Source organism: Parasulfitobacter algicola (assembly GCF_013315265.1).
GTDB lineage: Bacteria > Pseudomonadota > Alphaproteobacteria > Rhodobacterales > Rhodobacteraceae > Parasulfitobacter > Parasulfitobacter algicola.
Genome location: NZ_JABUFE010000008.1, coordinates 19,957 through 46,422, shown reverse-complemented (window position 1 = coordinate 46,422; position 26,466 = coordinate 19,957). Strand labels below are relative to the sequence as shown.

General features: G+C 52.3%; 25 protein-coding genes, 2 tRNA genes and 1 pseudogene. 15 read left to right on the top strand and 13 right to left on the bottom strand.

The window, feature by feature from the left end:
• Window positions 1-68 precede the first annotated feature (68 nt).
• On the bottom strand, window positions 69-1,268 hold the full coding sequence (locus HRQ87_RS13300) for an N-acetylmuramoyl-L-alanine amidase (RefSeq protein ID WP_174138932.1): 1,200 nt from the start codon (window positions 1,266-1,268) through the stop codon (window positions 69-71).
• A 125-nt stretch (window positions 1,269-1,393) separates the two neighbouring features.
• A pseudogene (locus HRQ87_RS13295) lies at window positions 1,394-2,529 on the bottom strand (pyridoxal phosphate-dependent aminotransferase).
• A gap of 57 nt (window positions 2,530-2,586) precedes the next feature.
• Between HRQ87_RS13295 and HRQ87_RS13290 the strand changes: the two are divergent.
• Together HRQ87_RS13290 and HRQ87_RS13285 are read left to right on the top strand one after the other, a co-directional pair.
• Entirely contained in the window at window positions 2,587-3,927 is a 1,341-nt protein-coding gene (locus HRQ87_RS13290) for a M48 family metalloprotease (RefSeq protein ID WP_174138931.1), read from the top strand.
• On the top strand, window positions 3,924-4,670 hold the full coding sequence (locus tag HRQ87_RS13285) for a DsbA family protein (protein WP_174138930.1): 747 nt from the start codon (window positions 3,924-3,926) through the stop codon (window positions 4,668-4,670). Before HRQ87_RS13290 ends, HRQ87_RS13285 begins: the two co-directional genes overlap by 4 nt.
• A 133-nt stretch (window positions 4,671-4,803) precedes the next feature.
• On the opposite strand, the gene ispG is transcribed toward HRQ87_RS13285, so the two are convergent.
• The 4 genes from ispG to HRQ87_RS13265 all read right to left on the bottom strand — a co-directional run bounded on the left by ispG (window position 4,804) and on the right by HRQ87_RS13265 (window position 9,168).
• Window positions 4,804-5,928: a flavodoxin-dependent (E)-4-hydroxy-3-methylbut-2-enyl-diphosphate synthase gene (gene ispG / locus HRQ87_RS13280; RefSeq protein WP_174138929.1), complete on the bottom strand. Its 1,125-nt coding sequence runs from the start codon at window positions 5,926-5,928 to the stop codon at window positions 4,804-4,806.
• 86 nt (window positions 5,929-6,014) lie between these two features.
• Window positions 6,015-7,199: a helix-turn-helix domain-containing protein gene (locus HRQ87_RS13275; RefSeq protein WP_174138928.1), complete on the bottom strand. Its 1,185-nt coding sequence runs from the start codon at window positions 7,197-7,199 to the stop codon at window positions 6,015-6,017.
• Window positions 7,200-7,305: 106 nt separating this feature from the next.
• Complete coding sequence (hemA, locus tag HRQ87_RS13270; RefSeq protein WP_174138927.1) at window positions 7,306-8,529, bottom strand: 5-aminolevulinate synthase; 1,224 nt, start codon at window positions 8,527-8,529, stop codon at window positions 7,306-7,308.
• 72 nt (window positions 8,530-8,601) lie between these two features.
• Window positions 8,602-9,168 carry a 5-aminolevulic acid synthase gene (locus tag HRQ87_RS13265; RefSeq protein ID WP_174138926.1) on the bottom strand — a complete coding sequence of 189 codons (567 nt, stop codon included), beginning with the start codon at window positions 9,166-9,168 and terminating at the stop codon, window positions 8,602-8,604.
• 106 nt (window positions 9,169-9,274) lie between these two features.
• On the opposite strand from HRQ87_RS13265, the gene HRQ87_RS13260 reads away from it, so the two are divergent.
• Window positions 9,275-10,642, top strand: a complete 1,368-nt coding sequence (locus HRQ87_RS13260; protein WP_174138925.1) for a M20/M25/M40 family metallo-hydrolase — start codon at window positions 9,275-9,277, stop codon at window positions 10,640-10,642.
• 256 nt (window positions 10,643-10,898) lie between these two features.
• Here the strand turns inward: HRQ87_RS13260 and HRQ87_RS13255 are convergent.
• The 7 genes from HRQ87_RS13255 to HRQ87_RS13225 form a co-directional block, all read right to left on the bottom strand.
• Window positions 10,899-10,975, bottom strand: a tRNA-Asp gene (locus HRQ87_RS13255).
• A 136-nt stretch (window positions 10,976-11,111) separates the two neighbouring features.
• Window positions 11,112-11,660, bottom strand: coding sequence for a dienelactone hydrolase family protein (locus tag HRQ87_RS13250; protein WP_174138924.1), 549 nt, complete (start codon window positions 11,658-11,660; stop codon window positions 11,112-11,114).
• A gap of 176 nt (window positions 11,661-11,836) precedes the next feature.
• Window positions 11,837-11,913, bottom strand: a tRNA-Asp gene (locus tag HRQ87_RS13245).
• Between the two features lie 108 nt (window positions 11,914-12,021).
• Complete coding sequence (locus HRQ87_RS13240; protein WP_174138923.1) at window positions 12,022-12,960, bottom strand: pirin family protein; 939 nt, start codon at window positions 12,958-12,960, stop codon at window positions 12,022-12,024.
• Window positions 12,961-13,060: 100 nt separating this feature from the next.
• Window positions 13,061-13,330, bottom strand: a complete 270-nt coding sequence (locus tag HRQ87_RS13235; protein ID WP_174138922.1) for a hypothetical protein — start codon at window positions 13,328-13,330, stop codon at window positions 13,061-13,063.
• 128 nt (window positions 13,331-13,458) lie between these two features.
• Window positions 13,459-14,199, bottom strand: a complete 741-nt coding sequence (locus HRQ87_RS13230; protein WP_174138921.1) for a helix-turn-helix transcriptional regulator — start codon at window positions 14,197-14,199, stop codon at window positions 13,459-13,461.
• 100 nt (window positions 14,200-14,299) lie between these two features.
• Window positions 14,300-15,640, bottom strand: a complete 1,341-nt coding sequence (locus HRQ87_RS13225) for a GH1 family beta-glucosidase (protein ID WP_174139045.1) — start codon at window positions 15,638-15,640, stop codon at window positions 14,300-14,302.
• A gap of 327 nt (window positions 15,641-15,967) precedes the next feature.
• Here HRQ87_RS13225 and HRQ87_RS13220 point away from each other — a divergent pair, with 327 nt between their 5' ends.
• The 12 genes from HRQ87_RS13220 to HRQ87_RS13165 all read left to right on the top strand — a co-directional run bounded on the left by HRQ87_RS13220 (window position 15,968) and on the right by HRQ87_RS13165 (window position 26,445).
• Entirely contained in the window at window positions 15,968-16,381 is a 414-nt protein-coding gene (locus HRQ87_RS13220) for a hypothetical protein (protein WP_174138920.1), read from the top strand.
• Window positions 16,382-16,417: 36 nt separating this feature from the next.
• Window positions 16,418-16,843 carry a hypothetical protein gene (locus HRQ87_RS13215; RefSeq protein ID WP_174138919.1) on the top strand — a complete coding sequence of 142 codons (426 nt, stop codon included), beginning with the start codon at window positions 16,418-16,420 and terminating at the stop codon, window positions 16,841-16,843.
• 110 nt (window positions 16,844-16,953) lie between these two features.
• A complete protein-coding gene (locus tag HRQ87_RS13210; protein ID WP_174138918.1) occupies window positions 16,954-17,622 on the top strand; it encodes a peptidase associated/transthyretin-like domain-containing protein in 669 nt (222 codons plus the stop codon).
• Between the two features lie 3 nt (window positions 17,623-17,625).
• On the top strand, window positions 17,626-18,825 hold the full coding sequence (locus tag HRQ87_RS13205; protein WP_174138917.1) for a phage tail sheath family protein: 1,200 nt from the start codon (window positions 17,626-17,628) through the stop codon (window positions 18,823-18,825).
• A 29-nt stretch (window positions 18,826-18,854) separates the two neighbouring features.
• Window positions 18,855-19,289: a phage tail protein gene (locus HRQ87_RS13200; RefSeq protein ID WP_174138916.1), complete on the top strand. Its 435-nt coding sequence runs from the start codon at window positions 18,855-18,857 to the stop codon at window positions 19,287-19,289.
• Complete coding sequence (locus HRQ87_RS13195; protein ID WP_174138915.1) at window positions 19,282-20,283, top strand: hypothetical protein; 1,002 nt, start codon at window positions 19,282-19,284, stop codon at window positions 20,281-20,283. The genes HRQ87_RS13200 and HRQ87_RS13195 overlap by 8 nt, the downstream gene beginning before the upstream one ends.
• Window positions 20,271-21,038 carry a CIS tube protein gene (locus HRQ87_RS13190; protein WP_174138914.1) on the top strand — a complete coding sequence of 256 codons (768 nt, stop codon included), beginning with the start codon at window positions 20,271-20,273 and terminating at the stop codon, window positions 21,036-21,038. Before HRQ87_RS13195 ends, HRQ87_RS13190 begins: the two co-directional genes overlap by 13 nt.
• The gene (locus HRQ87_RS13185) at window positions 21,035-22,522 is read left to right on the top strand and encodes a phage baseplate assembly protein V (RefSeq protein ID WP_174138913.1); all 1,488 of its coding nucleotides are present in this window, start codon (window positions 21,035-21,037) and stop codon (window positions 22,520-22,522) included. Before HRQ87_RS13190 ends, HRQ87_RS13185 begins: the two co-directional genes overlap by 4 nt.
• A 3-nt stretch (window positions 22,523-22,525) precedes the next feature.
• Window positions 22,526-22,861, top strand: coding sequence for a hypothetical protein (locus HRQ87_RS13180; protein WP_174138912.1), 336 nt, complete (start codon window positions 22,526-22,528; stop codon window positions 22,859-22,861).
• A complete protein-coding gene (tssE, locus tag HRQ87_RS13175) occupies window positions 22,858-23,310 on the top strand; it encodes a type VI secretion system baseplate subunit TssE (protein WP_174138911.1) in 453 nt (150 codons plus the stop codon). The genes HRQ87_RS13180 and tssE overlap by 4 nt, the downstream gene beginning before the upstream one ends.
• A complete protein-coding gene (locus tag HRQ87_RS13170; RefSeq protein ID WP_174138910.1) occupies window positions 23,307-25,925 on the top strand; it encodes a baseplate J/gp47 family protein in 2,619 nt (872 codons plus the stop codon). The genes tssE and HRQ87_RS13170 overlap by 4 nt, the downstream gene beginning before the upstream one ends.
• Entirely contained in the window at window positions 25,915-26,445 is a 531-nt protein-coding gene (locus HRQ87_RS13165) for a phage tail protein (protein ID WP_174138909.1), read from the top strand. Before HRQ87_RS13170 ends, HRQ87_RS13165 begins: the two co-directional genes overlap by 11 nt.
• Window positions 26,446-26,466: the final 21 nt, after the last annotated feature.

Below are 26,466 nucleotides of genomic sequence, written 5' to 3'. Positions count from 1 at the left end.
AAGGCGCTGATTTACGCCGAAATCTGTTTTTTCTGACAAAGGCGCAACAGTTTCTTGCATGTACCCGTTCACTTTCGAGTTAACCGCGCGCGGGTCGCATCGGCATGGGTCCAGACCACAATTGCATCGACAATACCGCTTGCAGCCTTGGCCCGCCATTCTGGGTTAGTAATATTTTCAAGGTCTTGCGCGTTGGACATGAACCCAAGTTCGATCAGAACTGATGGAATATCCGCAGCTTTCAACACACTGAAATCGGCCTGTCTGTGGGGGCGGCTGTTGATGGGCCCGGCATACGTGGACAGCCCATCAACCAACGCTGCGGCAAGTTGATGCGACCGCGGATCAGTTTCCAGCCGTGCAATATCCATCAGCACTTTGGCAATCTGATCGTCATGAATGCTTAGATCAACGTCAGCGATCAGGTCGGCCCGGTCATGGCGTTCGGCTAGTTTCGCAGACGCGGTATCTGAGGCCGCCTCTGCAAGCGTATAGACCGTTGATCCCATTACATTACTTTCAGCCACGCTATCCGCATGAAGCGATATAAACACATCCGCATTGGCGTTATGTGCTGCGGATATACGCGCTGCCAAGGGCACAAAAACATCATCTTCGCGGGTTAGAACAACGTTGAAATCCCCTGCGTTTTCCAATGCTTGGCGTAACTCATGCGCAAATTGCAGTATGATGTCAGCCTCAACCACCTGCCCCATTTGCGCGCCGGGGTCGATGCCACCGTGACCCGGATCCAGCACAATTGTTATATCGTCGTTATCAACGGTGCGCTGCAACAACTGGCCCAGTTGCAGTGCGGTGGTGTCCTTTGGCAGATTTGCGACAAAGGTATCTTTGTCCGTTGGCGTGGCATGCAATTGAAACTGCGCAAAGCCCTGATTTTGCGGCATCTGAATGCCCGCTGTTTCGATCTGCATCGGCGCAGCCAGATCAATGATCATCCGCGACCAGCCATCTTTCAGCCATCCAAAATGAACGTTCGTCACCTGATCAGAATTCAAAAGCGTCGTACTGTTGACCCCCAGCCAATTCACACGCTGAAAGTCGATTATGATGCGATATGGATCTGATTGCGTGAAAACCCGATGAACGGTTCCATGTGTCAGATACAAATCAACATGAATGCCGCCATTTGCGTCACGTATTCCGCTTTTGGCCACATTAAGATAAACCTGATCTGACTGCACATCGGCTTGCGCGGGCACAAAACCCAAAAGAATAAGGGTGATGACCTGTAAAATGTGTTTCATTCGCTCTGCTCTTTTTGCGCAAGACTTAGCGAGAAACCGGGCGAAACACAATCAGCCCCTCGCTTATCAAATCCTATGCGGGTTTTCGTCGCGAAAACGGCCCGCAAGGGACTGATGAGCGCGGGTTATCTCGCCTGCATAAAGGCTTTCAAGCGGGCTAACCCCTGGCGAATATCCTCGGTTCGGCCTGCATAGGAAAACCGCATCATCTGCGTACCGCGTACGGGATCAAAATCAAGACCTGGCGTGACAGCCACGCCTGCCTGATCCAGGATTTCTGCCGCAAAGGCAAGGCTGTCATCTGTGAATTCGCTGACATCGGCATAGACATAGAATGCCCCATCCGGAGGGGCGATCCGCGTGAAGCCTGCAGCCCATCCAGCATCAGTTGTCTGTTTTCTTTATAAACTGCCAGATTTTCCTGTAATTCTCCATCACATTCCATCGCGGCCAGTGCAGTCACCTGTGCGGCATGCGGCGCGCAAATGAACATATTTTGCGCCAAGCGTTCCACCTGACGCACTTGATCATCAGGTACCACCATCCAACCAACACGCCAGCCTGTCATGCTGAAATACTTCGAAAACGAATTGATCACGCAAACATCGTCGCTGATCTGCAGGGCACTGATGGCTTTCGCCTCATATTCAATTCCGTGATAGATTTCATCGCTGATAAAAGTCGCGTCCATATCGTGACAGGTCTGTATCAAGCCCTGCAATGCAGAATGCGACAACATCGTACCCGACGGATTAGCAGGCGATGCGACCATCAGCCCCGCCAAATCCAGACCTGTTAGCTGTGCTGGCACCGGTTGAAAGCGATTTTTCGCCAAGGTTTGGATGCCCACTGTTGCCAGATCAAGGGCTTTCAGGATTTGGCGATAGGATGGATAGCATGGCTCGCCTATTCCGATCCGGTCGCCAGTGTCAAACAGGGCCGTATAGGCCAGAATGAACGCCCCGGATGCACCGGGGGTGATAATAATGCGCGCAGGATCAACCGTCAGGCCGTACCAATCCTTGTAAAGTTGGGAAATGCGGTCGCGCAGCGCAGGCAGACCAAGGGCCATTGTATATCCAAGCGATCCCGTTTCCATCGCATGGGTCAACGCTTGCCGCGCGCCCACTGGGGCGGCAGTTCCAGGCTGGCCGACTTCCATATGAATGATGTGCCTGCCCTGGGCTTCAGCCCTGGCCGCGGCCGCCATGACATCCATCACAATAAAGGGATCAACCGCCCCACGACTTGAGTTCCGCATTCCCTGCCCCTTAAAATCAGTCTATACCGCTTGAAACAGCAGGATATCATAACGTCAATGCGCAGATTTATTACTATTGTTTTTCTGGCCATGAGCCTTTTGATCACGGCCCCGATGGCCAAGGCTGTCACGTTTCTGCGTGATGCCGAAGTTGAACGCGGCTTAAGTGAGTTGGCCCGGCCCATTCTTTTGGCAGCCGGTTTGAACCCAAGTTCAGTTCGAATTATTCTAATTGATGATGAAAATTTGAACGCCTTTGTCATCGACGGACGGGCGATTTTTATCCACAGCGGTCTCGTAATGAAGCTGCAGCGTCCCGAAGAATTACAAGCCGTTATCGCGCACGAGGCGGCACATATCGCCAACGGGCACATGACCCGGCGGATGACGAACTTTCAGAACGCGCGTCTTGCATCTGCTATCTCGCTTGGTGTTGCCATTGCGGCAGGTGCTGCAGGGGCTGATCCGGATGTGGCTGGCGGCATTGCAATGGGTGGTAATGCCAGCGCAAGGGGCGTTTTTCTGGGTCATACCCGCAGTGAAGAAGCATCCGCAGATGAATCTGGCGTCCGATATATGGTTCGCGCAGGTGTTGACCCCAATGGAGCCGTGACATTGCTTGAGATTTTCAAGGATCAGGAATATGTGACGTCGGGCCGCCAGAACCCCTATGCCCGCACACACCCGCTGTCCAGCGACCGCTATCGCCGGATGCAGGGGTTTGCGGCAAGCTATAAGGGACGTATTAAGCCCAATCCGCAAGCTGAAGCCTGGTTTGCGATTGTTCAAGGCAAATTATCTGCCTTCAAAAGATCGCCCCGCTGGACGCTGCGCCGGGTTGGTAATAAAAGTGACCAGGTATCCGTCATGCGCCGTGCGGTCGCCTATCACCGGCAACCTAACACGAAACGCGCCATATCCGAGATCAACCGACTGGTCGCCGTCGCCCCCAGCAGCCCCTATGTACATGAACTGAAAGGCCAGATCTTGCTGGAAAGCCGTCAGTTTCAGGCAGCGGTCAATTCCTATGGCAAGGCGGTCAATCTGGCACCCAACCAACCCTTGATCCTAAGCGGATATGGCAAAGCATTATTGGCGCTGGACACACGCGATAGTGTTCGCAAGGCACTGCCGATTTTGGAAAAAGCACGATCGCGCGATCCCTATAATCCGCGTGTTTTGCGTGATCTGGGCGTGGCTTATGCGAAAACCGGTCAACGGGGGATGGCATCGCTTGTCACCGCCGAAAGCTACGCCCTGCGCGGGCGTCTTGCGGATGCGGGAATACATGCAAAGCGCGCCGCAGATTTATTGCCCAACGGGTCAGCATCGGCCCGTCGCGCACAGGATATATTACGCGCCTCTGAAGGTGCTAAACGACAAAGGAATGGCGGATGAAATCCCTTTTTGCATACATACTGGCCCTATCGGTTGCGGCATCGCCGCTTGCTGCAGTTGATCTGGACGATATGACCGATGAACAGCGTGAGATTTTTCGGTCCGAAGTGAGATCCTATCTTTTAGAACATCCAGAGGTTTTGAACGAAGCCATTGAAGCATTGCAGAGCAGACAGCGCGTTGCGCAGGCTGAGCAAGACAAAACAAATATTCAAGACAATGCTGATGCGATTTTCAATGATGGGTATTCCTGGGTTGGTGGCAACCCTGATGGCGATATCACACTGGTGGAATTCACAGATTACCGCTGTGGTTTTTGCAGACGCGCGCACAGCGAAGTGAATGAATTGATCGAAAGCGATGGCAATATTCGCTTTATTGTCAAAGAATTTCCAATCCTTGGTGAACAGTCCGAACTGTCGTCACGGTTTGCGATTGCTGCTTTGCAACTGGGTGGGCCGAATACCTATAAGGCCGCGCATGACGCGCTGATTACGATGCGTGGCGATCTGAATGCAGTGGCAATCCAGCGGCTTGCGGCAACGCTTGGGCTTGACGCGGCCGAGGTGACAGACCGTATGGCCAGCGATGAGGTTAGCGCGGTCATCAACGAAAACCGCGCCCTGGCCCAAAGCATGGGGATCAGCGGTACACCGACGTTCATTCTCAAAAACGAAATGCTGCGCGGTTATGTGCCGTTGAATGACATGCGGCTGATTGTCGAAGACGTTCGCACGAATTAAGGTCTAGCGGTCTTTAGAGTTGGCAAGCGGTGGCCCCGCTGGTACGCGCCGTATCCTTTATCTCGTGTCCTGCGGACACTCGGTGATACCTTCGGCGAGAATATTTAAGCCAAGAAGAAGGCTTTAAACCAGCTTATTGTCCTGCGATATCTTCGGCTTCGATCTGGGCTGCGCGCTTTTCAACCTGTTCGACAATGTGATCAATCATCTGATCATTGGACAGCTTGTGACTTTGTTTGCCTGCCAGATAGACCATGCCGGAGCCCGCCCCACCGCCAGTAAAGCCGATGTCAGTCATCAAGGCTTCGCCTGGGCCATTGACCACGCAACCGATGATCGACAGGCTCATCGGGGTTTTGATATGTTCCAGCCGTTTTTCCAGCGCTGATACTGTCTTGATCACATCGAAGCCTTGACGCGCACAACTGGGGCAGCTGATAATATTGACACCGCGGTGGCGTAATCCGAGGGATTTCAGAATTTCATAACCGACTTTAACTTCTTCGACCGGGTCCGCAGACAGGCTGACGCGGATCGTGTCGCCAATACCCATCCATAACAGATTACCAAGGCCGATCGCCGATTTGATGGTGCCGCTGACCAGGCCGCCCGCCTCGGTTATGCCAAGGTGAATGGGGGCGTCGGTGGCATCTGCGATACCTTGATAAGCGGCAGCTGCCAGAAATACATCTGACGCTTTCACACTGATCTTGAATTCGTGAAAATCGTTATCTTCCAGTATTTTGATATGTTCCAGCCCGCTTTCGACCATCGCTTCGGGACAGGGTTCACCGTATTTTTCCAGCAGGTGCTTTTCCAAGCTGCCCGCATTAACACCGATTCGAATGGAGCAGCCGTGATCCTTGGCGGCCTTTATCACTTCGCGCACACGAGAGGCATCGCCGATATTTCCGGGGTTAATGCGCAGACAGGCAGCACCGGCTTCGGCGGCCTCAATCGCGCGTTTATAGTGGAAATGAATGTCTGCCACGATGGGAACCGGGCTTTCGGCTACGATTTCCTTTAGCGCATGGGTGCTGGCCTGATCTGGGGTTGAAATACGCACGATATCAACGCCCGCCTCGGCTGCGGCATTCACCTGTGACAGTGTTGCGGCCACATCGGTGGTGTCAGTATTTGTCATGGTTTGAACGGAAATCGGTGCGTCACCGCCAACTGGGACAGAGCCCACGTGAATCTGCCGTGACTTGCGACGATAGATATTACGCCAGGGTCGAATGGGATTGTGCAGTGTCATGGGACCACTTTCCGCAAATAGCTGTTCATCATAAGATAAACCGCCAGACCCCAAGCTGCAACGGCACTGCGACGCAATGACAAATCTTATTGGGTTGTACGGTCCGCTTCGGCGATGTTGATAAGATCAAACAAAAGTTTGTCTTTTTCCGGATCTGCCAGTGTGTACCCTTGGGTCAATGCATCTGGCGACAAGGTCACGTTTTTGATTGTCGATGAGCCCGCGCCCGCTGGTCCCAAAGGTTCGCCATTGACCTTGAAATAAAGCGACCCCGAATTCCCAGCACGCAGGACAGGTGGTGTTTCCATTGAAGGAACGACATATTCTTCGCCCGCATCCAGTATCTTTTCAAACAAAATGCTTTGATCTGCGGCCTGTACGCGTACCCAGGTTGGCTGGATTGCGAATAACACCACTTCGGGGGCTTCGGCATTCAACACCTGAACTGGCAAAGGCTGCGGCAAAGCGTCCAGCAATGGTGGAATGACGGCTTCGCTGCGGCTTGTCTGAATTGGAAAGGCGCCAACGGATGACGGATCGATTGTCGAAATGGGTGCGTCGCGCGCGACAAGCACCGGCACATCCAGTGCTTGCGGGCGATAAAGACGGTCAAGCGCGTCTGTTTGTGGTGATACCATATCAACGGGGCCAAATGCCGTAGGGTCATCGCTGGCAAGCGGATCGATATTAGCAACAATATCGGGGGCCTGTTCGATCGGCGTAAACTGGACCTTTTGGACCTGTTGCAAAACGCTCCAACCACCGTAACCAATAGCTGCAATCAGTGCGAGCAGAACAAGACTTGACCCGATGGCCCCCACTTCGATGCGCGACATGAAGCCTTCGCCCAAGGGTACAAATGGCGCATTCGGATCTTCGAAAGGATCGCGATTCAGGTTGTTGACCTGCGCGTTGGTTTTGGCAATTTTGGGCGATGACGCTGCAGCCGACATACCATGGGCCGTTGCAAAACCGGTTTCTTTACAGAATGTATCATAGGCCCATTCCGGATCAAGACGCAGATATCTGGCGTATGATCTGACATAGCCGGCGATAAATCCAGGGCTTTCAAAAGCAGATGTGTCAGCATTTTCAATCGCGGCAATATAGCTTGCCTTGATTTTCAGCTCTCGTTGAACGTCTAAAAGCGATTTTCCGAATGTTGCGCGTTCGCCGCGCATCACATCCCCAAGTCGCACTTCGTAGTCATCAAACCCCTTGGGTCTGATGTCTTCTACTTCAACAAGGGGCGGTGTTTTGCGCCCGATCATATAAACTGCCCCATTCTTTTAAGACGTTCCGTATTGATTCGGAACGTAATTCCCCACAACCCTGTGGATAGCATACAGCAAAATGCCGCACATCCAAAGAGCGTTATTAAGCCGTTAATTCAGCACGATTTAGCGCACAGTGCGACCACAGTGCATCAAGAGCGGAAATCAGCGCATCCATTTCACGTGGTCCATGCACCGGTGACGGCGTGAAACGCAGCCGTTCTGTACCACGCGGTACTGTTGGAAAATTGATTGGTTGGGCGTAAATTCCATGATCTTCCAACAATCTGTCTGACAGAATTTTGCATTTAACCGGATCACCAACATGCACCGGAACGATATGGCTTCCGTGATCAATGATCGGTAAACCCAGCCCTTTCAGGCGGGTTTTCAGGATCGCTGCCTGGGTTTGATGGGCCTGACGCAATTCAGGGGACCGTTTTAAAATACGGACTGACGCCGCCGCCCCTGCTGCAATGGCAGGTGGTAACGACGTAGTGAAAATAAACCCCGGCGCATAGGATCGTATTGCATCAGCCATCTTGGTACTGGTGGTGATATAGCCGCCCATGACGCCGTATGCCTTGGCCATCGTCCCGTTGATGATATCAATTCTGTGCATCAAGCGATCCCGTTCCGCCAGACCCGCCCCGCGGGGGCCATACATGCCGACAGCGTGCACTTCGTCGATATAGGTCAGCGCACCAAATTCATCGGCCAGATCGCAGATGGCTTCGATTGGGCCAAAATCACCATCCATCGAATAGATCGACTCAAAGGCAATCAGCTTTGGCTGATCCACAGGCAGGCTTTGCAATTGCTGACGCAGATCATCCATGTCGTTGTGTTTGAAAATACGTTTCGATCCACCGTTGCGACGAATGCCTTCGATCATGCTGGCATGATTTAACGCGTCACTCAGAATGACCAGGCCCGGAAAAAGCTTAGACAAGGTGGACAGAGTGGCGTCATTGGCAACATAGGCGGATGTAAACAACAGTGCTGCATCCTTACCATGCAGATCGGCCAATTCGGCCTCAAGCTGTTTGTGATAGACCGTCGTACCACTGATGTTTCGTGTGCCCCCAGAACCAGCCCCTGTTGCATCCAGCGCCTGATGCATCGCCGCCAGTACGTCAGGATGCTGGCCCATTCCCAGATAATCATTTCCGCACCACACCGTGATTGGCTGTTCACTGCCATCGGGTTTACGCCAGATCGCATGGGGAAACTGCCCCTGTTTGCGTTCGATATCAATGAACGTGCGGTAACGCCCTTCGTCGTGCAGACGCGTCAGGGCGGTGTCCAGATGTGCAGTATAATTCAACGAAAATCTCCGGTCTATTTTCACCGCATATAATGCGGAGACGCGCAAAAAGCGTGTTACAAATTGCCGCTTTTACTCAGACAGGACAACCACGCAGTCGGATGTCTTTGCCTTGTCATCACAGGTTTCTTTGGCCAAGATCTGTGCATTATCCCCTTTGATCACAGACCATTGCCCCGTCGATGGCGAAACCGCCAACGCCTTCGTGCCACGCGCCCGCAAATAGCTTTTGCGAAAATCTTCCGTTGCGTTCCCGCTAAGTTGCAGATCACGTGCATCCCAGCCTTTGGGCCGAATATGAGCCACAATCACACAAGGCTTGCGCCCGTCGCGCGCAGCGTTACAGGCCGCAAGGGCTGCTGTATCGGCGGCCGACACGTCATGATAATTCGCCGCAGCCAAGGTGGCATTCGACAAAACCCCGTCATCAGGCGACACGGCGACGGATGTATAATAAGGCTGCTGCAAAGCCACCTGTTGCAACATCTGTATGTCTTGATCAGACAGAAAATCATGCCGGAACATAACAACTTCGGTACGCTTTGGATGAAACAGCAGGTCGCGTGCGGTTTTGCCATCAATGGTGTCGGCCTGCGCGGCCCCTGCAAAAACCAATATAGCAGTCAATAAAAAGCGCACAATGCGACCCCCTGAAATAAGAAAAGTTCTTTCAAGACTATCGCGATGCTCTAGACACCTCAACCCGGGGTGCTAGGGTCCGCACAACAAAATTCAGGAGCCATGAATGCTTGATCCAGTTCTTGCCAAAATCGATGATGATCTGCCCAACGCGATGGAACGTTTGTTAGAATTTTTGCGCATCCCATCCATTTCGACTGATCCGGCCTATAAGATGCATTGTGATACGGCGGCAGACTGGTTGGTGGAGGACCTGAAAAGTATCGGTGTTGATGCCGGCAAACGTACCACACCCGGCCATCCGATGGTTGTGGGTCATGCAGAGGGTACTGGAACACATGCTGTTTTCTATGGTCACTACGACGTGCAACCTGTTGATCCGCTTGATCTTTGGGACAGTCCACCTTTTGAACCTGCGATTGAAGATACGGCCAAGGGTAAGGTGATCCGGGGGCGTGGATCATCTGATGACAAGGGGCAATTGATGACATTCATCGAAGCCTGCCGTGCGTGGAAGGCGGTGCATGGCGCCCTGCCCGCGCGCATCAGCTTTTTCTTTGAAGGCGAAGAGGAATCCGGTTCGCCGTCGCTTGTGCCATTCATGCAAGACAACGCTGATGAGTTGCGCGCAGATATCGCATTGATCTGTGATACCGGACTTTTTGGCGACAGCACACCTGCCATCGTGACCCGACTGCGTGGATTGCTGGGCGAAGAAATCACGATCATTGGCCCCGACAAGGATCTGCATTCGGGTATGTACGGCGGCGTTTCAATGAACCCGATCCGGGTTTTGACCAAAGTGTTGGCCGCACTGCATGATGATCAGGGCCGCATTACTGTACCAGACTTTTACAATGGTGTGCCCGAACTGCCCAAGGACATCGAAGCCCAATGGAATGATCTGGGTTTTGACCACACCGCTTTTCTTGGCGAGGTCGGACTGTCAAAGGCCGCCGGTGAAACAGACCGCAGCGCCCTTGAGATGATCTGGTCGCGGCCCACTTGCGAAATCAACGGCATCTGGGGCGGTTATACTGGTGACGGGTTCAAAACCGTGCTGCCCGCGAAAGCATCAGCCAAGGTCAGCTTTCGTCTGGTCGGCACCCAGGATCCGCATGCCATTCGTGAAAATTTCCGCAAGATGATCACGGATATGCTGCCGCCCGATTGTTCGGTCGAATTCATAGCCCATGGCGCATCCAGCGCATCGGAAATGGCCACAAATCACCCCGCGTTTGAGGCCGCACGCTGCGCCCTGTCAGACGAATGGCCCAACGGTGCGGCCTTTGTCGGCTGTGGCGGATCAATCCCGATTGCGGGACATTTCAAGAAAATTCTGAACACCGACGCGATGCTGATCGGATTTGCTAAAGACGACGACGCCATTCATTCCCCGAATGAAAAATATGATGTGGAAAGTTTTCACAAGGGCATCCGAAGCTGGGCACGCATTCTGGCCAAATTAGCCTGAGGAAAAGGGCGACCTGGTACTGCCTTTTTACCTATAAAAAGTATTTCGGAATACCTGATAGCCCCCGTCAAGAAGACCTTTGGCGCGGACCATGGTCTTGCTGGCAAACAGCGCCTGTTTGGCTGCATCCAATTCTGACTTTATTTTTGATACCATACAAAAACGCGTGATCGCGGTTTTCAAAACCAGTTTGATCCGATCTTTTTGCGGACGGTACTGTGAAAATCTTTACTTAATTAGATGTATGTTTGTTAAGTGGCGCGGTTGACGGGGCTCGAACCCGCGACCCCCGGCGTGACAGGCCGGTACTCTAACCAGCTGAGCTACAACCGCGCGTGAAGGGCGGAATAGGATACCGATGCACGCGGGTCAATGCTCTTTTACAAAAGGATCGAAAAAACGTTATTTCGGTTCATTTGCACGCCACCTTTCAGGCCAGATATGTTTGGAACCATTCAAGCGTGCGATCTCAGGCCAGTTCTGCAGCTTCAGCATCATAGCGCGCCATCAGAAATTCGATAGCTGCAAAGAAATCATTCATCAATTTGGCCCGGTTGACCTGTGATTGCAGTTCGCAGCCTTCGACATGATTGCCAGGATAGCCCCCGACTGACGATAATCCATCCGGTGCAATCGCAGCGAAACCGGCTTTTGCAACACGGCGCGCAACATCTTCGATATAAGGATTAAGCCCACTGTTTTCATGCACCACGACAAAGCCGCCGACAGGGGCAGTGGCCGTAGCCGGTCGCACCATATACCCGCGCACGTTCCCGTGACCATTTGGCGATGCATAGGTGATATATTCAGGAACGATATCAGGATCGGTAAATTTTACTTGCTGTGCCAATGCATAATTCGGGTTAAGCATGTTCAGCAATGCCAATGCGGTGACGCCACCCACGGCAAATTTCCCGGCCCGGTCCAGAAAATCACGTTTGGAAATCTTGTCATGCGTATAATAGTCATAAAATTCAAGCAGTTCCCGATCAAAGTCTTTGGCGGTCATCAGGTTCATTGGCGTCTTCCTCAGCTTTTGGTGGGCGGCAAGGCAATCGATACCCACATATCAAAATAACATAGCTTGCATTTACGAAAGATCAGTAGAGTTGCCCAAACGTGGCTTTGTAAAACTGGGAATTTGCAAAAGCCCAATAAAAAAGGGACCCGAAAGGTCCCTGTTTTTTGCAGTGATGGCGCGGTTGACGGGGCTCGAACCCGCGACCCCCGGCGTGACAGGCCGGTACTCTAACCAACTGAGCTACAACCGCCCACTGCACATCCAGATCACTCTGATTGTAGAGCGTGGTTTATGCTGCGACTTTGCGCCCGTCAAGCGCTTCGCGTGCGAAAAATAAAAATCCTCGGGTCATTTTAGATCAGTGATCCGGCAATGGTATAAATTCCGCATCATCACCAGGTGGAAGCTGAAACCGACCGTGTTCCCAATCGCCCGCGCGCCAAGCATCTTTTGCTTCTTCGATCCGTTCCTTGCTTGAGGCCACAAAATTCCACCATATATATCGTGGCCCTTCCAGGGTTTCGCCCCCCAAAAGAATCACGCGCGCCCCTTGCGGGCCCGCCTTCAGACTGACCCGATCACCGGGGCGAAAGACCATCATGCGGCCTTTATCAAAATTTTGACCCGCGATTTCGACACTGCCGTCTAAGACAAAAACACCGCGATCTTCATGATTGTCAGGCAATGGAATCGCAGCGCCTGCTTGCAAAATTGCATCGGCATAAAACATTTCAGACGGTGTCGACACTGGGGCCGTTGCACCATAGGCATCGCCAAGGATCAATCGGACTTTTTTGCCTTCCCCATCCAGCATTGGCAACGCATCTTTGGCCACATGTTCAAACGCGGCAGGATTATCTTCGTATCCCTTGGGTAGTGCGACCCAAGTTTGAATACCGAACAGCTTATGTGGATTTTGAAGAATTTCACCGTCAGCGCGTTCCGAATGCGTGATCCCACGCCCGGCCACCATCCAGTTCACCGCACCTGGTTCGATCCACTGATCGGTGCCAAGACTGTCACGATGATGAATTTTACCCTCAAGCAAATAGGTAACCGTCGCCAAGCCAATATGAGGATGCGGACGCACGTCAATACCAGTACCGGTGATAAATTCGGCAGGGCCCATTTGATCGAAAAAGATAAACGGGCCCACCATTTGGCGTTTTGTCGCAGGTAACGCGCGCCGAACCTCAAACCCACCCAGATCACGTGCCCGGGGAACAATTACAGTCTCAATAGCATCTAGGTTACTTTCGTCGATGCAATGGCTTTCAAGTGCCGGGCTCCAACTCATCGTGACGTCCTTTCGTGTTGCGATGCTCAACACTTAGGATACATGATCACTCGTTAAAACGCACAGCAGGTTAGACCCGCTGTGCGCGCACTCACAACACTCAGTTACTCACTACAGTCAGTTTGCCGTACACAACATCCCCAGCACGAAGTGTATCGGCTTTCCTTTGCAAGTCAGCTGCATAAATAATTAACGATGCTACCTCTGACGCGCCGATACGATCGGCTATATCAAATGCAGCTGACTCTAGTAACGCTGCAGCAGTGTCATACACATTTGCAGCTTTTAACGGGTCACCTGACCCATCAAGAGATGCAAGAATGGCCTCTGCCGCAGCTTCCACTGCGCCCCTGTCTCTCCAAGCACTCATACCCGGAACTCCTAGTTTAAATTTTGGATCAACACCCAGTCAGCGATGAATATGTTTTAGCATCCAAAGCGCTTTGGGTATATAACGTGATTACGTGACAGACCCTACGTCACTTCCCAAAAACTATGTCATGGATTAAATTGTAGCAGTCCTGAGCCGATGCCTTTTATCGCAGCGGTGGTGCGATCTGCGACATTCAGTTTGTCAAAAACCCGCCGGACAAGCGTATCAACGGTATGGGGGGATACGCCCAGAATATCTGCAATTACACGGTTACTTTTACCGCGTGCGATCCATTGCAAAATCTCAAATTCGCGCGGCGAAAGATCACGCTTTTTGCGTGCATCTTCGGCTGTGACTTCGCAATACCGTAGATGGGCGATCTGTGACGCACATTGTAATTCAACAATCTGTGTTGCATTCATTTCAACTTTAACATCACCAAATCCCAAGCCAACATATCCATTGCGATAAGCCGGACCATAAACAGCGATGGCAAGACCATCACCGATATTGGCACCGTGAAATTCTTTCATGTAATCTTTTTGATCAGTCAGCAGGCCTTTGACCTTATCGATATCTGACCAAAAGAACGGTTTTGTACTTTGCATCGACAGTTCAGGAATAGGATCAACGCGAAACAGTTCGTTCGAGATATAGTGATCGACCCAATCCTGAGGAAACCCAAATGCATTGATGGCCAGACCCGATAGCTCCATCTCGTCGCGCTCATGGGTTCCATAATGATGATAGCTTACCATTTTAACACCCCGTCCGGTGTAAAACTGCAAAGCCAGGTCCCACAAATCCTGCGCATTTGTACAGCGCGATGTAGCGTCAGTAAAATCTTGTAGCGATATCTCGGTCATCAAGAATCTCCGACAATTTTATTTTAAGATGTAATCTTAAAAACTATGCGTCAAGAATTCTTAATGCCGCATATTTCAGAAGGCCCCTATAAACAAGCGCTTACCCCGACATTAGAATGTTCCTTAAGACATAATAAGATGATTTGGGTGTTCGCTTAAGCGTGTCAAAATCGACGTGCACCAAGCCAAATCTTTTGTCATACCCCAGCGCCCATTCGTAATTGTCCAGCAAAGACCACACAAAATATCCCTTGATATCGACACCATCTGCGACTGCCTCACGAACAGCCTTCAGATGGCGCGACAGATAGTCTGTTCGGGCAGAATCGTGCACCTGACCGGCCTGTACCACGTCATCAGACGCCATACCGTTTTCCGTCACAAAAATCGGAATATCGCCATAGCGGTCCTTTATCCGGACCAGGAATTTATACAGACCATCTGGGTAAATCTCCCACTCCATTTCGGTTTTGGGCAATGGGCCTGTAATTTCCTTCAAGGCAGGGAAAGGGCCGGGTTCCGGCGCAATCAGTTTGCGCGTATAGTAATTTAAACCAATCCAATCCACGGGTTCGGCGATAACGTCGAAATCATCCTGCCAGTTTTGCGGTAGATGCACCTGCAAGCCTTGTAGCGCAGCTTCAGGATATTTGCGTTTGAAAATCGCATCCAGGAACCAAAGGTTGTAAATCGCGTCATATCGCTCAGCTGCAGCGATAGCGTCTACACTGTCATCCGCAGGCTGGGCATATTCCATGTTCGCCACAACACCCAAATTGTTCAACCCTATGGCCCGCATCGCTTGTATCGCCCGCCCATGGGCCAGCAGTACATGATGCATCGCACGGCTTGCCGCCCGAATATCGCGCAAACCTGGCGCGTGATGACCCAGAAAATGACTAAGCCACGCAACACACCATGGCTCATTAATCGGTGCGATGCTGGCCGCACGGTCCCCGATCCGGCCCACAATCACTTGGGCAAAATCTGCAAACCAACTGGCAATATCGCGGTTACACCACCCGCCTTTATCCGCCAAAACAGAAGGTAGTTCCCAATGATACAGCGTCACATGCGGCTGAATATCACGTTCAAGCAACCCATCAACAAGACGATCATAAAAATCCAGACCTTCGCTATTTGGCTGGCCTGTCCCTTCAGGCAAAATCCGCGCCCAGGATGTGGAAAACCGATACGCTTTGACCCCAAGATCACGGATCAAATCAAGATCTACCGACCACCGATTATAGTGATCACAGGCAATCTGGCCATTCTCTGCATTTACAACATTACCTGGTGTCGCGGCAAAGCTGTCCCAGTGCGTTGGTCCCGCACCACCCTGCCCGTGCCCCTCAATCTGATAGCTTGAGGTTGCGACGCCAAAAATGAAATCATCGGCAAAATCCGCCCGTCTAAAACCAAGAGTATCACGCTGTGCCATAGGTCCTCCGATTGTGTTGATCTGAACGCTAAAGACTACGCCAATAGATAGCAAAGACAGTTCAGTGGATGGGCTGAAATTAACCGGAAGATATCGCGTTAGAATCATCTTGACCCAACGGTAAGCTGGATCAGAAAGTGCAATTGACGCGGTCAAAGCATAATGGCTTTCACCAAACATAAATACTATCTATAATTCTCTTTTACTGATTAAAATCAATATGTTAATAGATTAAAAACTCACCTTTCCATCAAGATTATTGACGGAATAGACTAACATGTGTACGTTTTAGATATATTTTTTGAATTTATATTTTAGGTGATTATTATGACGACTGCATCCACTCCGATGCCTATCTCAAGCTGTATTTGGGTTGGAACTCTCATCCTTGTCGTTGTGATCGAAATTATTTTGATGTTCGGTCTCAACACCCAAGGTTACCCTTCAAATATATTACGTGGATGGGCCGTTGTCGGCCTTGCAGCACCCTTTGGTTGGGGCACGTTGGCGGGCCATTTTTTCCACCCTGTTGATGTAGAAAATTGGCGAGGTATTCTTGCAGGTTTGTTTGATGCAAACAGCATCGCACCGACGGCAATCGCTGCAGGACTGATCGTTATCCTTGCCATTATCGATCTGATCGTGGCGCTGGCATTCGACCATCACATATACCCTGATTTTGTATCCCCTATAATGTTGGGGCTTGGGTTTATTTGGGGTGCCCTTTGCTGGCCTGCCTGATTTTTTGAACAAACTTATTTAAAAGCGATTTTTACAATGCAATTTATTATCACAGCCGAAGTCATACTTGTTATTTCCATCGTTCTTTTTATTATCATTTCTGATGTCGTTTTTCTGGTTCGCGCGGATGGTCCCCTTCCATCGGGGTTGAATAGCGACACCTACAGCGCGGTTACGCGTTTCTGGTCTAAACTCACACCTGTCATGCCCTGGATTTGGGGGCTTTTGGCGGGGCGGTTTTTTCACTGGGGGCAAAGCTCGATTATTGAAGATCCATCATGGCTGGCCTTCTTGCTACTTCTGGCAATTACAGCTGTTTTTCTTGTGGTGTTTATCTTGCTCAGAAAGAAAATCTGGCAACCCATTGCCAGTAGTGTCGGGATGCCCATTGCCTTTGTTCTGGCCTATATCATCGGTGCTTTATTTTGGCCCGTGAACGTAGACGGCATCTTCTTTATTTAACAGAAGGTGACAGCGTATTTCCACGCTGACCTTAAGAATACGATTTTGAATTTTTAGATTAACTTTACAGCGTAAGCTATTTTATAAAATACTTTTTTTGGATTATTGTGATGAAGCATTCTGCTCAAGATGCGTTCAAGACGCTTTCCATACAGTTGACCGAATGGGTTGCAGACAACACCCCGGCGACGCTGAACGAAGGCCTGATCGCGCCCACAGAAAAAACTGCCATACAGATCTGCCTACTGCCCGTTGGTTGGCAACCTGCAATGGCCGAAGGACGCGGTGCGAAAGAGCGCCGGATCCTTGCGGATTACATCGTGACCGCATCTGCGAAAACCCCCGCTCAGGCCGCAGGGATGCTGGGTGATCTTTTGATCAATCCGTCTTCTGCAATCAATACACTGATACCGCTTTCGTCTGACAACCCAATTTGGCGACTTTTGAACATCGCGCCACAACCCGCATTGCTAGCATCTTGCCCCGTACTGCTAAGCGCGCCGGAAAAACTAGCCAAACCAGTTACGGATGTCATCGCAACCATTGCGCCGTCTGGCCCTTTGTCAGGTCATATCAAAGACGCAGGCAAAGCCGTTAACAATGCTTCCGTTTCCATCGCTGGCAGCGACCGTGCCGCAACAACCGATGCCCAAGGTTTTTTCACATTGGGCGGTTGGTGTGGCCAAGCCATTCAGGTCACCCACCGCGGCGCGGTTCAGACATTTACCCCAGATCCCGGGTCCAACGACCTGGTCCTTTCCATAACCAAGGAGAATTAGACCATGACAAATTATGATGCCCCCGGCGTTTATGTCGAAAACGTGCCTGCCGCCAGTCCGCCCATTCAGGGCGTGGGCACATCAACTGCGCTGTTCATTGCACCCTGCCCTGGCGCATCGGCGCCAATGCATGTGCCAAAATCCATTACGAATTACACAGAATTCTTGACCCATTTCGGATCGGATAAGTCAGGCGCACGCCATCTGGCAAATGCGACCAAGGGCTTTTTCGAAAACGGCGGCCAAAAGGTTTACATCATTGCCGTCGAAGACGATGCGTCCGTCGCTGGTGATGCCAAAAAGAAAACAGGCCTGTGGGCCGCGCGCGGTTTGGATGAACCGGCCATCGTTGCCTGCCCTGGCGTGACCGATATTGCCGCCCAAAAGGCAGTCATGACCTATTGCGAAGAAATGCGTGACCGGTTCTGCATCCTTGATGCGCCCGAAAAAGTCACCGATCTGGATCAGTTGACCAAGATGGCATCCATCAAAGCCAGCAGTGGCGAAGGCGAAGCAGCCAGTCGCGCACAACGCGGCGGTGGGTTAAAGCCTGGAATTTCAGATCAGGGTTTTGGGTCGTTCAACTATCCTTGGATCTCCGTTATCGATCAGCAAACCCGCAAGGTTGTTTATGCTCCACCCTCAGGTCATTTGGCTGGTGTCTATGCACGTACCGATGCCCTGCGCGGTGTTCACAAAGCGCCCGCCAATGAAAGTGTCCGCGGTGCACTTGGTCTGAAAGATAATGTTTCAAAGGCCGAATTGGGCATGCTGAACCGTAATGGTGTCAATGTCATCCGTGAATTTCCATCGCGCGGCATTCGTATTTTTGGGGCCCGCACACTGGCCGATCAAAGTTCTGAATGGCGCTATGTGAACGTTAAACGCTTTCTAATTTTCGTCGAAGAGTCGCTTCAGCTTGGCTTGATGAGCGCGGTTTTCCAACCAAACGACCGCTTTACACAGGCCAGCCTGAAAATGCGGATCAGCTCGTTTCTACTGACACAGTGGCGAGATGGTGCATTGGTTGGTGCCACCCCGGAAGAGGCATTCTTTGTTAAATGCGATGCTGAAAACAACCCGCCCGATGTAGTCGAAAAAGGCCAAATTCGCGTCGATGTGGGTCTTGCCGTATCGCGCCCCGCCGAATTCGTCATCGTTCGTCTTAGTCAGTGGAACGGCGCAGATGCGTCTGCTGAATAACAAATATATTAGATTAAGGAGTATCTCTTATGCCTTTGGAAATGCCTGGAAATTCCTATAACTTTCGTCTTGATATCGGCGGCGAAGTGGTTGGCGTGTTTACCGACGTCACCCCGCCCTCAGCACGGGTCGAAAGCATCGAATACCGCGAAGGTGGCGGTGCGCCTGCTGTGCGTGTTTTGCCCGGTCGTGTCATCTATGACCCAGTAGTTCTGCGGTGGGGCTTTGGTCTGTCGCCTGTTCTTTGGACCTGGATGACCGCGTCAATGGCGGGGCGGGCCGAATATAAAGATATCGCATTGATCATGATCGGCAATGACGGCGAAATGCAGACAGGCCGGTATAACATGTTCCGCTGTCTGCCAACCGCTTGCAGTATGTCTGAACTGTCCGCGCTTAGTCAAAGTGTATCCATCGAAAGCCTTGAAATCCGTTACGAAAATCTGGAGCGGATCCTTGCCTGATACACCAATCATATGGGCAGGCGCGGTTTGGCGCCTGCTGCGTGGGGGCTTGGATGCGTCATTCCGCTGGATCGCCAATGTTTGCGACCGTTTGGCCACACGCCTTACCCCACCCTTGCAACATCGCTTTTCAGATGCGCCGATCCATTGGCAACGCGATGTTGCCGCACGCCATCCAGAGATTTCAAAGGGGGATGATAACTGGAAAATCATGGATTTGACCAATATTGATCGCCTGTCAATTTCACCACAGCCAGCCAAGTTAAAACGCCTGCCTGATGCAAAGGAATCGGTCGCCTCGCGAGCTGAATTTAAGATGAAAAATGTGACGAAACCAGATATCGTTGACCTGTCCGAAAAGACTGCGCCCCCCCCTATAGCTGACTTTGCACACCACAAAGCAAAGCAAGTCAGACAAAATATGCCACCCTTGCCCGGACAACAGCCAAAGCCCAAGGCCCGCCGGATCAAGCCCAGCTTTAGCTTTCCAAGTGAGCGGAACCACCAAACCCAAACGATTGCTTTCCCCGACCGTTCGCAACCCAAGATAGCGCAGACCGAAGATTACACTGACACGATCACCCAAAAAGTACAGCTGGAAAAGGATTATCAAGACACGGCTAATGTCAAAACTGCCGCACGGGTTCCCCCGCGAGACGCGCCCATGCCAGTGCCACATAAAGATTTTCCACCAAGTACATGTCAGCAAGTTGGTCAGCATGGCGTCAAACCCGTAATGCCCGGTCGAATGGGCCTATTTGGGCCTGCGTTTCCGGATCACAACGAAACCTCGAGCAGTTTGACCACACCACACAGACTTGCGTCTGCCACGCCACTGCCAACGCCCCCCACGGTCTGCGCCACGCCAAATTCATGGCCCGCTTTACCAGATCAAAAACCGGGCCAAAACGCCGTCCGATCAGGACAGGGCTTGAAAGACGATTTTATCAACCGCAGCAACCTTGAAGCAGGAAAAGGTCCATGGAACGCATAGTTTTCTATAATGAAGACACAGGCGACATTATCGAATGCCTGCTGAACCCTGAAAGCATGACTTGGCGCAGAGCAGCGGGCGTTCGTAACCGAACGCTGGATGACCTGCCCATTGTGTCCAGTGCGCAAACGGATGACGACCTGATCTATACCGGCGGCGGCTGTACTGAAGCAGCACTTGAATTGATGTTCGACACGCGTGCATCGCAAGCGTCAAGCTTTGGATCACAAAGCGACCCGGACAATACACAGCAAGATGTTCGGGAGCTAACGATCAAACTTTGGGATCTTGCTGAAAGCCGACCCGAAGACACCACGTCCAGTTGGCCGCCCTCCGTCCGCATGATCTGGGGCAGCTGGAGCGCACCGATCGTTGTGACCGCGGTTGCCGAACGGTTAGAAGATTTCACCGTTGATGGGGCACCACGCCGATCATGGATCACATTGGGCCTGCGCCGGGTGAATGAACGCGCCGAGTTGACGCAGCAAACGCCAGTAACTCCATTACAAGGCGATGAAGTCGAAGCCGCTGTTGCACGTCTGACGTCACAAGACGTTTCAATCGCCGATGTTCCCTATACCGCCTCTGCTTTTTCAGGGGATTTATTACGCATCGACCTGCTTGCAAATGCAGCCTTTGGGAATCCGCGTGAATGGCGGTTCCTGGCGGCACTAAACCGTTTGGAGAACCCATTTCGCCCGGATCCTGACCAATCCTTTGTCACCGTTGTTACACCCGAAAGAGGTGCCAGATGACGCAGATCACAGTGCCCTCTGTTCGTATTTGGCTTGATGATACGGCCCTTGATGCAAACATCATGAAACAGATTGTATCCTTGCGTGTGCGCCGTGCATTTTCAGCCCCCACAGTGGCGGACATCGAAATGGATGGCGGCAACATCACGGCCCCCGCCATTGGTGCCAGCATGCGTATCGAAGTGGGTGGCAGACCCGATCCGCTTTTTCAGGGAACCCTGTCCGCGATGGAACGCACCCGCAGACTGGACGGAAAAGTCACGTTTCGCCTTCGTGCGTTTGATAAGCTGCAAGCCTTGCGCCATTCCGGACGTGCTGCGCATTACAGCCAAGTTACGCCCGCGCAATTGGTCGAAGATGTTGCTAGTCGGTTTGATATGTCAGTTCAGGCCGATCAGACAGGTCCAAACCTGGATCACCTTGTGCGTACAGATCGCAGCGATTTTGACTTTATCCTGAATGAAACCCGCCGGTTTGGGCTGTGGTTTCATCTGCGCAATAATATGATGCATCTGCACGGTCTTGAGGGTATCGGATCAAACCGCCAGATCACATTGGCAGATACCGCCTTTGAGGCGCGGGTCGAGGTCAATGCAAACGACAGCACTGGCGCAATTTCCTTTACCGCTTTCGCCCCAGATGTGATTGAACCCTTTTCCGGCTTCGCCTTCGGCTTGGATAATGCCGACGCTTATGGGCAAAGCAGTACAGACGCCGATGCGGAACTGCCGATTTTCAACCTGGCAACCTGCAACGAAGATGAAGCTTTATGCCTAGCGACGGCTGAAATGACGCACCGTGATGCATCTCGCGTTGTGTTGCGCGCGATTTTCGACGGCAGCCACATTTTTCAATTAGGCGAACGGCTGGATGTCACTGATCTGGGCTTTGATACCGCAGGACCCATGGTCATCAGTCAGATCGAAGAACGCATTGATGCTGTCAGTGGGCATATTGTTGAAATTTCAACCTGCCCACCGCCACTTTGCGCAGATCGGCAGCAACCGAAATTTGCCTGGGCCACTGTGCTGGACAACGATGATCCCGCCAACACGGGCCGCGTCCGCTGCAGCCTTCCGACACATGGCGATGCGGAAACCGCCTGGTTACAGGTTTTGCGACCGATGGCCGGGGCTGGTCGTGGTTTTGCTTATGTACCCGCGATTGGGGATCAAGTCATGATCCTTAGCAATACCAATCGATTGGAACATGGCTTTGTAATCGGTGCAATGAACGCGCAGGATACATTGGCTGTCCAGAATGGTGCGGGCGATGCAAAACGGTTTGGGTTTTATTCCGTCGCAGGGCACGCGCTTAGCTTCGACGACGATAGCAAAGAAGCCAAGCTGAAAGCCCCCGATGGATCCAGTTGCACCCTTGGACCAGACGGTATTGCCCTGTCCGCCAAAGGCGATCTGACACTCGAAGCGCCAGGTGGCACCGTGACCATCCGCGGTGCGGCCATTGATCTGGAAAGGGGGTAAACCATGCGTCTGGTTACGAAAAAAGCCAATATTCGTTGTGGGCATCAGTTGGGCAAGGTGGAACTGAAAGCATCCCAGAACTTTGTACGGATTGACGATACCCCAATATTGGTACGCCAAGATACCCAAGGCTGCAAAATCGATGGATGCCCGCCTATTCCGCCGCTGAAACCCTGTCTTGTGACCCTGTCCGAAATCACCGGGCATTCCGACTTTATCCGAATTTCCGGCCGCCCTGTCACGCTAGACCTGTTGAAAGGGCTGACCAGCGGCGATCCCCCCGCGACCGTCCCCTATACAGTGCATCACCCCGGACAGACATTTGTGAGGCAAAAATGAACACGACCCCAAATATCCTGAAGCAACCAATACGAAGCCTGCGCATTTTCACAAGCGACGATCCAAATACGCTTTTACCAAAGCTGTCGGTTGGTGCGAATGGCACATTACAAATGACCGAAGGATTTGACGTAATCCGCCAGTCGCTGATGACGCTTTTGTCGACACGTCCCGGTGAACGGGTCATGCGCCCGACCTATGGCTGCGATCTTGAGGCATTGGCCTTTGCCGGACACGGGTCAACTACGGAAATGCTGGCCAGCCTTATGATCCGGCGCGCAATTGAACGGTTTGAGCCACGGGTTGAGGTCATTCAGGTGGAAGCCCAAAGCGACGCTGATACTGCATCCCAGCTATTGATCCGGATTGATTACAAAGTACGGCACCAACAGCAACAGGATCATCTGGCGTTTGTCGTTCCAATCCTTCCCGAGGAGGAAACCCAATGACCCTTCAATCCCCAAATCTGGACGACCGCACCTATGACGATCTGGTGCAATCAGCCCATGATCAGATCAAAGCACTTTGCCCCGAATGGACCGATTTCGGGCCAAGTGATCCGGGGCGTACCTTGGTCGAAACCTTTGCCTTTTTGACCGAAGTTTTGATCTGGCGCGTCAACAGGCTGCCTGAAAAAGCGTATGTCGAATTTCTGAATAGTATGGGTGTTGTGATGGGACCACCTGCCGCCGCCTCCACCATTTTAACGTTTACACGAACTGATACTGCAAAGCCGATGATCTTGCCCACAGGCACAGTTATTGGCGCATCAAAGGCTGGTGGGCGGGGCGAAGCGATCACCTTTAATACGCTTGGGCCCGCACGTTTTGAAGCAGGTGTCGAAAGCGTTCAGGTCCGCGCAGCAAACGCCACTTTGGTCGAAGGCGAATTATTAGGCAAAAGTGACGGACAACCTGGTCAGACTTTTCATGTCTCAAAAGGCCCAATTCTAGCGCCTTTGGGGGTTCCTATGGATTTGACAATAGGTGTTGAAACTCCACGCGATCAGGTGCCAACCGGCGCCGAAGCGATTGAATACGAAGACGCCGTTTATGTTTTGTGGTCAGAAACAAAGGCATTTTCTGAAAGCGATAAAGGTAAACTTGTTTTCACGGCCGACCGGATAAGAGGCCAGATACGATTTGCCCCAGCGGCGCGCCTTGCCAAAACGCCAGATGACACAGGATTGTCGCAGGCTGCATCTTTATTGGCGGCAGTGCCACCAAACGGGCGTCGTATTCGCGCTTGGTATCGTACGGGCGGCGGTGAACGGGGCAATGTTGTTGCGAACACTCTGACAAAAATCGACGCGATGCCCGGTATGGCAGTTACAAATCCGGACACTGCAACCGGTGGCCGCGATGCAGAAACACTGGCGAATGCCTTGACCCGCGGCCCACGTGATGTGGCATCCCGCGGACGGGCGGTAACCGCACAGGATTACGAGGCGTTGGCCGAAAGGCAATCGCACGTCTCACGCGCACGCGCACATGCACGGGCTGACATCTGGAAACACGCCGACAAAGGATCGGTCGAGGTCGTTCTGGCCCCCCATTTACCAGTATCAAAGCAACAAGAGTTGTTAACCCGCGATATTCTGGAAAGCGCCTGTACAGATCTTGGATTGAAAGATGCGAACGAAGCGCTTCAGGCCCAGCGCCCGCTTGGTGCGCGCTGTGATGCCAGATGGGTGCAGTTCAAACCTGTCCGCATTCGCGTACGCGCAGCACTTAGACCTTATGAAAACGCAACCGAAGTTTCGGCCCGTTTGCAAAAAGCACTGAACGAAATGATATCCCCCTTTCCAGATGCAAAAACGGGTCGTGGGGCCTGGACCTTTGGTGAACCTCTGCGCAGCTGGCACATCAATGATGTTGCGCGTCGCGAACCGGCGATTGAATACCTCGAAGACCCCATCATCGAAACACCCGAAGCCCCTGATGATGTGTGCAGTGCCATTACTGCAGATCACAGCCAAAAAGGCGTTTGGTATGCAGGAAGCGAAGACAAGATATATCGATCTCTGAATGACGGCGACGGGTGGGAACTGGCCGCGCATTTTCCTGACGAAACCGTGCGCCGCGTTGCCACCCCGGCTGCCTGGCACGGCGTGCCTGAAATGCTGGGACTGGTTGCTGTCATCACGCGTACTAAAAAGGGGAATAACTTCTATATCTCGCGCGATTGTGGGGATTCATGGCAATTGGTTCTGAGGTTTGAAGAAGGCATCAGCGTCGATGATCTTGATTTCCTGATGCGCGACGATGGTCCGACCGTTTTGTTTGCTGCCGAAGATGGCCTGCGTGAATTCACGCTTGATCGCGACAAGAACTGGCGTCGCATCACCATTGATTCCAAGATGCAAGATCGGCGGGTCTGGGCGCTGACCGTTGCGCGAAACCCTGTCGGATCAGCAAGCCGGTACACCGTTTTCGCAGCTGGCGACGGGCGCGGGCTGTTTTATTCAGCAACCGACGGCATGCCCGGCAGCTTTATCCCAATCGGTCCTGCCGGGATGGAAGATCAGTTGTTTCGCGCTTTGGAGACCCATGAATTCGGCGGGCAGGCCCGTGTCTGGGCTGGTGTCCGGGTCGCGCAGGGCGTGAAGGGAAAGGGATGTTTTGAATACCGCGTGACCGGTCGAACAGATGACGCGCCACGTGTACGCCCCTATCCCAAAGGCTGGAATGGTGAAAGTTGTCGTGGCATCGCCTTTATGGAAGATAAGGTGCTTGTTGCGACACACCGCGGCGGCGTTCAGATGATTTCGCTAACGGATCCTGATCCCGAATGGCGCCGATCAGACGTGAACTGTGGTCTGCCACAACGGCGCCTGGACCTGTTGCAACCCATCAATGTGATTGCCGCCACAGATACCAAAGCGATGATTTGCCCGGGACAAGAAGAGGATGGTCAGGGTGGCGGTGTTTACCGCACCGATGATGGTGCCAGCTTTGCCCGATGCAGCAATCGCGAACATGTGGGCTTTGTCACCTTACCGCCGAACTGGTTGTTCTGTTGTGCCGGCGAACATGTCATTGATGAGGTGCGTCATGAACGCTGAACAGATTGCAAATCTGCTGCCCGAATTCTGGCAGGAAGACGCGACAGACGGATCGCCACAACAGGCATTGTTTCATGTGATGTCAGACATGCTGACGCCTGCCGAAGATCAGATTGATGCTATTGATATTACTCTTAACCCGCTCAAATGCCCGGCCCATATGCTGCCGTTCCTGACACGCATGCTGGGGCTTGATCCGCTGTTGCCCTTTGTCATGGCGCGCGAGAACCAGATCGATCAAGCCGCCTTACGATTGTTGTTGCAAGACACACCACACCTGCTTGATCAGCGCGGAACACAAGGCGCGGTGATACGGGCACTGACCATCGCGCTTGGACCGGGCTTTGAGATCGACGAAATAGCCGCTTTGGCCGGCGGATTTCACGTGATCGTCAAATGCCCGAAGCACACCCAAAACAGCGCAGCCCTTATTGATGCGATCATATGGCTTTTAAAGCCTGCGCACGTCACACACGACATCGAATGGAAAGGCACAGACGCCCAATCAAACGACCCTTAGACGACAAAATTTATTTGAAGA

What these genes read in the sequence shown, in the direction of transcription:
- HRQ87_RS13300 (WP_174138932.1), bottom strand. Translation starts at nt 1,268, where the DNA reads ATGAAACACATTTTACAGGTCATCACCCTTATTCTTTTGGGTTTTGTG.
- HRQ87_RS13290 (WP_174138931.1), top strand. Translation starts at nt 2,587, where the DNA reads ATGCGCAGATTTATTACTATTGTTTTTCTGGCCATGAGCCTTTTGATC.
- HRQ87_RS13285 (WP_174138930.1), top strand. Translation starts at nt 3,924, where the DNA reads ATGAAATCCCTTTTTGCATACATACTGGCCCTATCGGTTGCGGCATCG.
- ispG (WP_174138929.1), bottom strand. Translation starts at nt 5,928, where the DNA reads ATGACACTGCACAATCCCATTCGACCCTGGCGTAATATCTATCGTCGC.
- HRQ87_RS13275 (WP_174138928.1), bottom strand. Translation starts at nt 7,199, where the DNA reads ATGATCGGGCGCAAAACACCGCCCCTTGTTGAAGTAGAAGACATCAGA.
- HRQ87_RS13260 (WP_174138925.1), top strand. Translation starts at nt 9,275, where the DNA reads ATGCTTGATCCAGTTCTTGCCAAAATCGATGATGATCTGCCCAACGCG.
- HRQ87_RS13250 (WP_174138924.1), bottom strand. Translation starts at nt 11,660, where the DNA reads ATGAACCTGATGACCGCCAAAGACTTTGATCGGGAACTGCTTGAATTT.
- HRQ87_RS13240 (WP_174138923.1), bottom strand. Translation starts at nt 12,960, where the DNA reads ATGAGTTGGAGCCCGGCACTTGAAAGCCATTGCATCGACGAAAGTAAC.
- HRQ87_RS13235 (WP_174138922.1), bottom strand. Translation starts at nt 13,330, where the DNA reads ATGAGTGCTTGGAGAGACAGGGGCGCAGTGGAAGCTGCGGCAGAGGCC.
- HRQ87_RS13230 (WP_174138921.1), bottom strand. Translation starts at nt 14,199, where the DNA reads ATGACCGAGATATCGCTACAAGATTTTACTGACGCTACATCGCGCTGT.
- HRQ87_RS13225 (WP_174139045.1), bottom strand. Translation starts at nt 15,640, where the DNA reads ATGGCACAGCGTGATACTCTTGGTTTTAGACGGGCGGATTTTGCCGAT.
- HRQ87_RS13220 (WP_174138920.1), top strand. Translation starts at nt 15,968, where the DNA reads ATGACGACTGCATCCACTCCGATGCCTATCTCAAGCTGTATTTGGGTT.
- HRQ87_RS13215 (WP_174138919.1), top strand. Translation starts at nt 16,418, where the DNA reads ATGCAATTTATTATCACAGCCGAAGTCATACTTGTTATTTCCATCGTT.
- HRQ87_RS13210 (WP_174138918.1), top strand. Translation starts at nt 16,954, where the DNA reads ATGAAGCATTCTGCTCAAGATGCGTTCAAGACGCTTTCCATACAGTTG.
- HRQ87_RS13205 (WP_174138917.1), top strand. Translation starts at nt 17,626, where the DNA reads ATGACAAATTATGATGCCCCCGGCGTTTATGTCGAAAACGTGCCTGCC.
- HRQ87_RS13200 (WP_174138916.1), top strand. Translation starts at nt 18,855, where the DNA reads ATGCCTTTGGAAATGCCTGGAAATTCCTATAACTTTCGTCTTGATATC.
- HRQ87_RS13190 (WP_174138914.1), top strand. Translation starts at nt 20,271, where the DNA reads ATGGAACGCATAGTTTTCTATAATGAAGACACAGGCGACATTATCGAA.
- HRQ87_RS13185 (WP_174138913.1), top strand. Translation starts at nt 21,035, where the DNA reads ATGACGCAGATCACAGTGCCCTCTGTTCGTATTTGGCTTGATGATACG.
- HRQ87_RS13180 (WP_174138912.1), top strand. Translation starts at nt 22,526, where the DNA reads ATGCGTCTGGTTACGAAAAAAGCCAATATTCGTTGTGGGCATCAGTTG.
- tssE (WP_174138911.1), top strand. Translation starts at nt 22,858, where the DNA reads ATGAACACGACCCCAAATATCCTGAAGCAACCAATACGAAGCCTGCGC.
- HRQ87_RS13170 (WP_174138910.1), top strand. Translation starts at nt 23,307, where the DNA reads ATGACCCTTCAATCCCCAAATCTGGACGACCGCACCTATGACGATCTG.
- HRQ87_RS13165 (WP_174138909.1), top strand. Translation starts at nt 25,915, where the DNA reads ATGAACGCTGAACAGATTGCAAATCTGCTGCCCGAATTCTGGCAGGAA.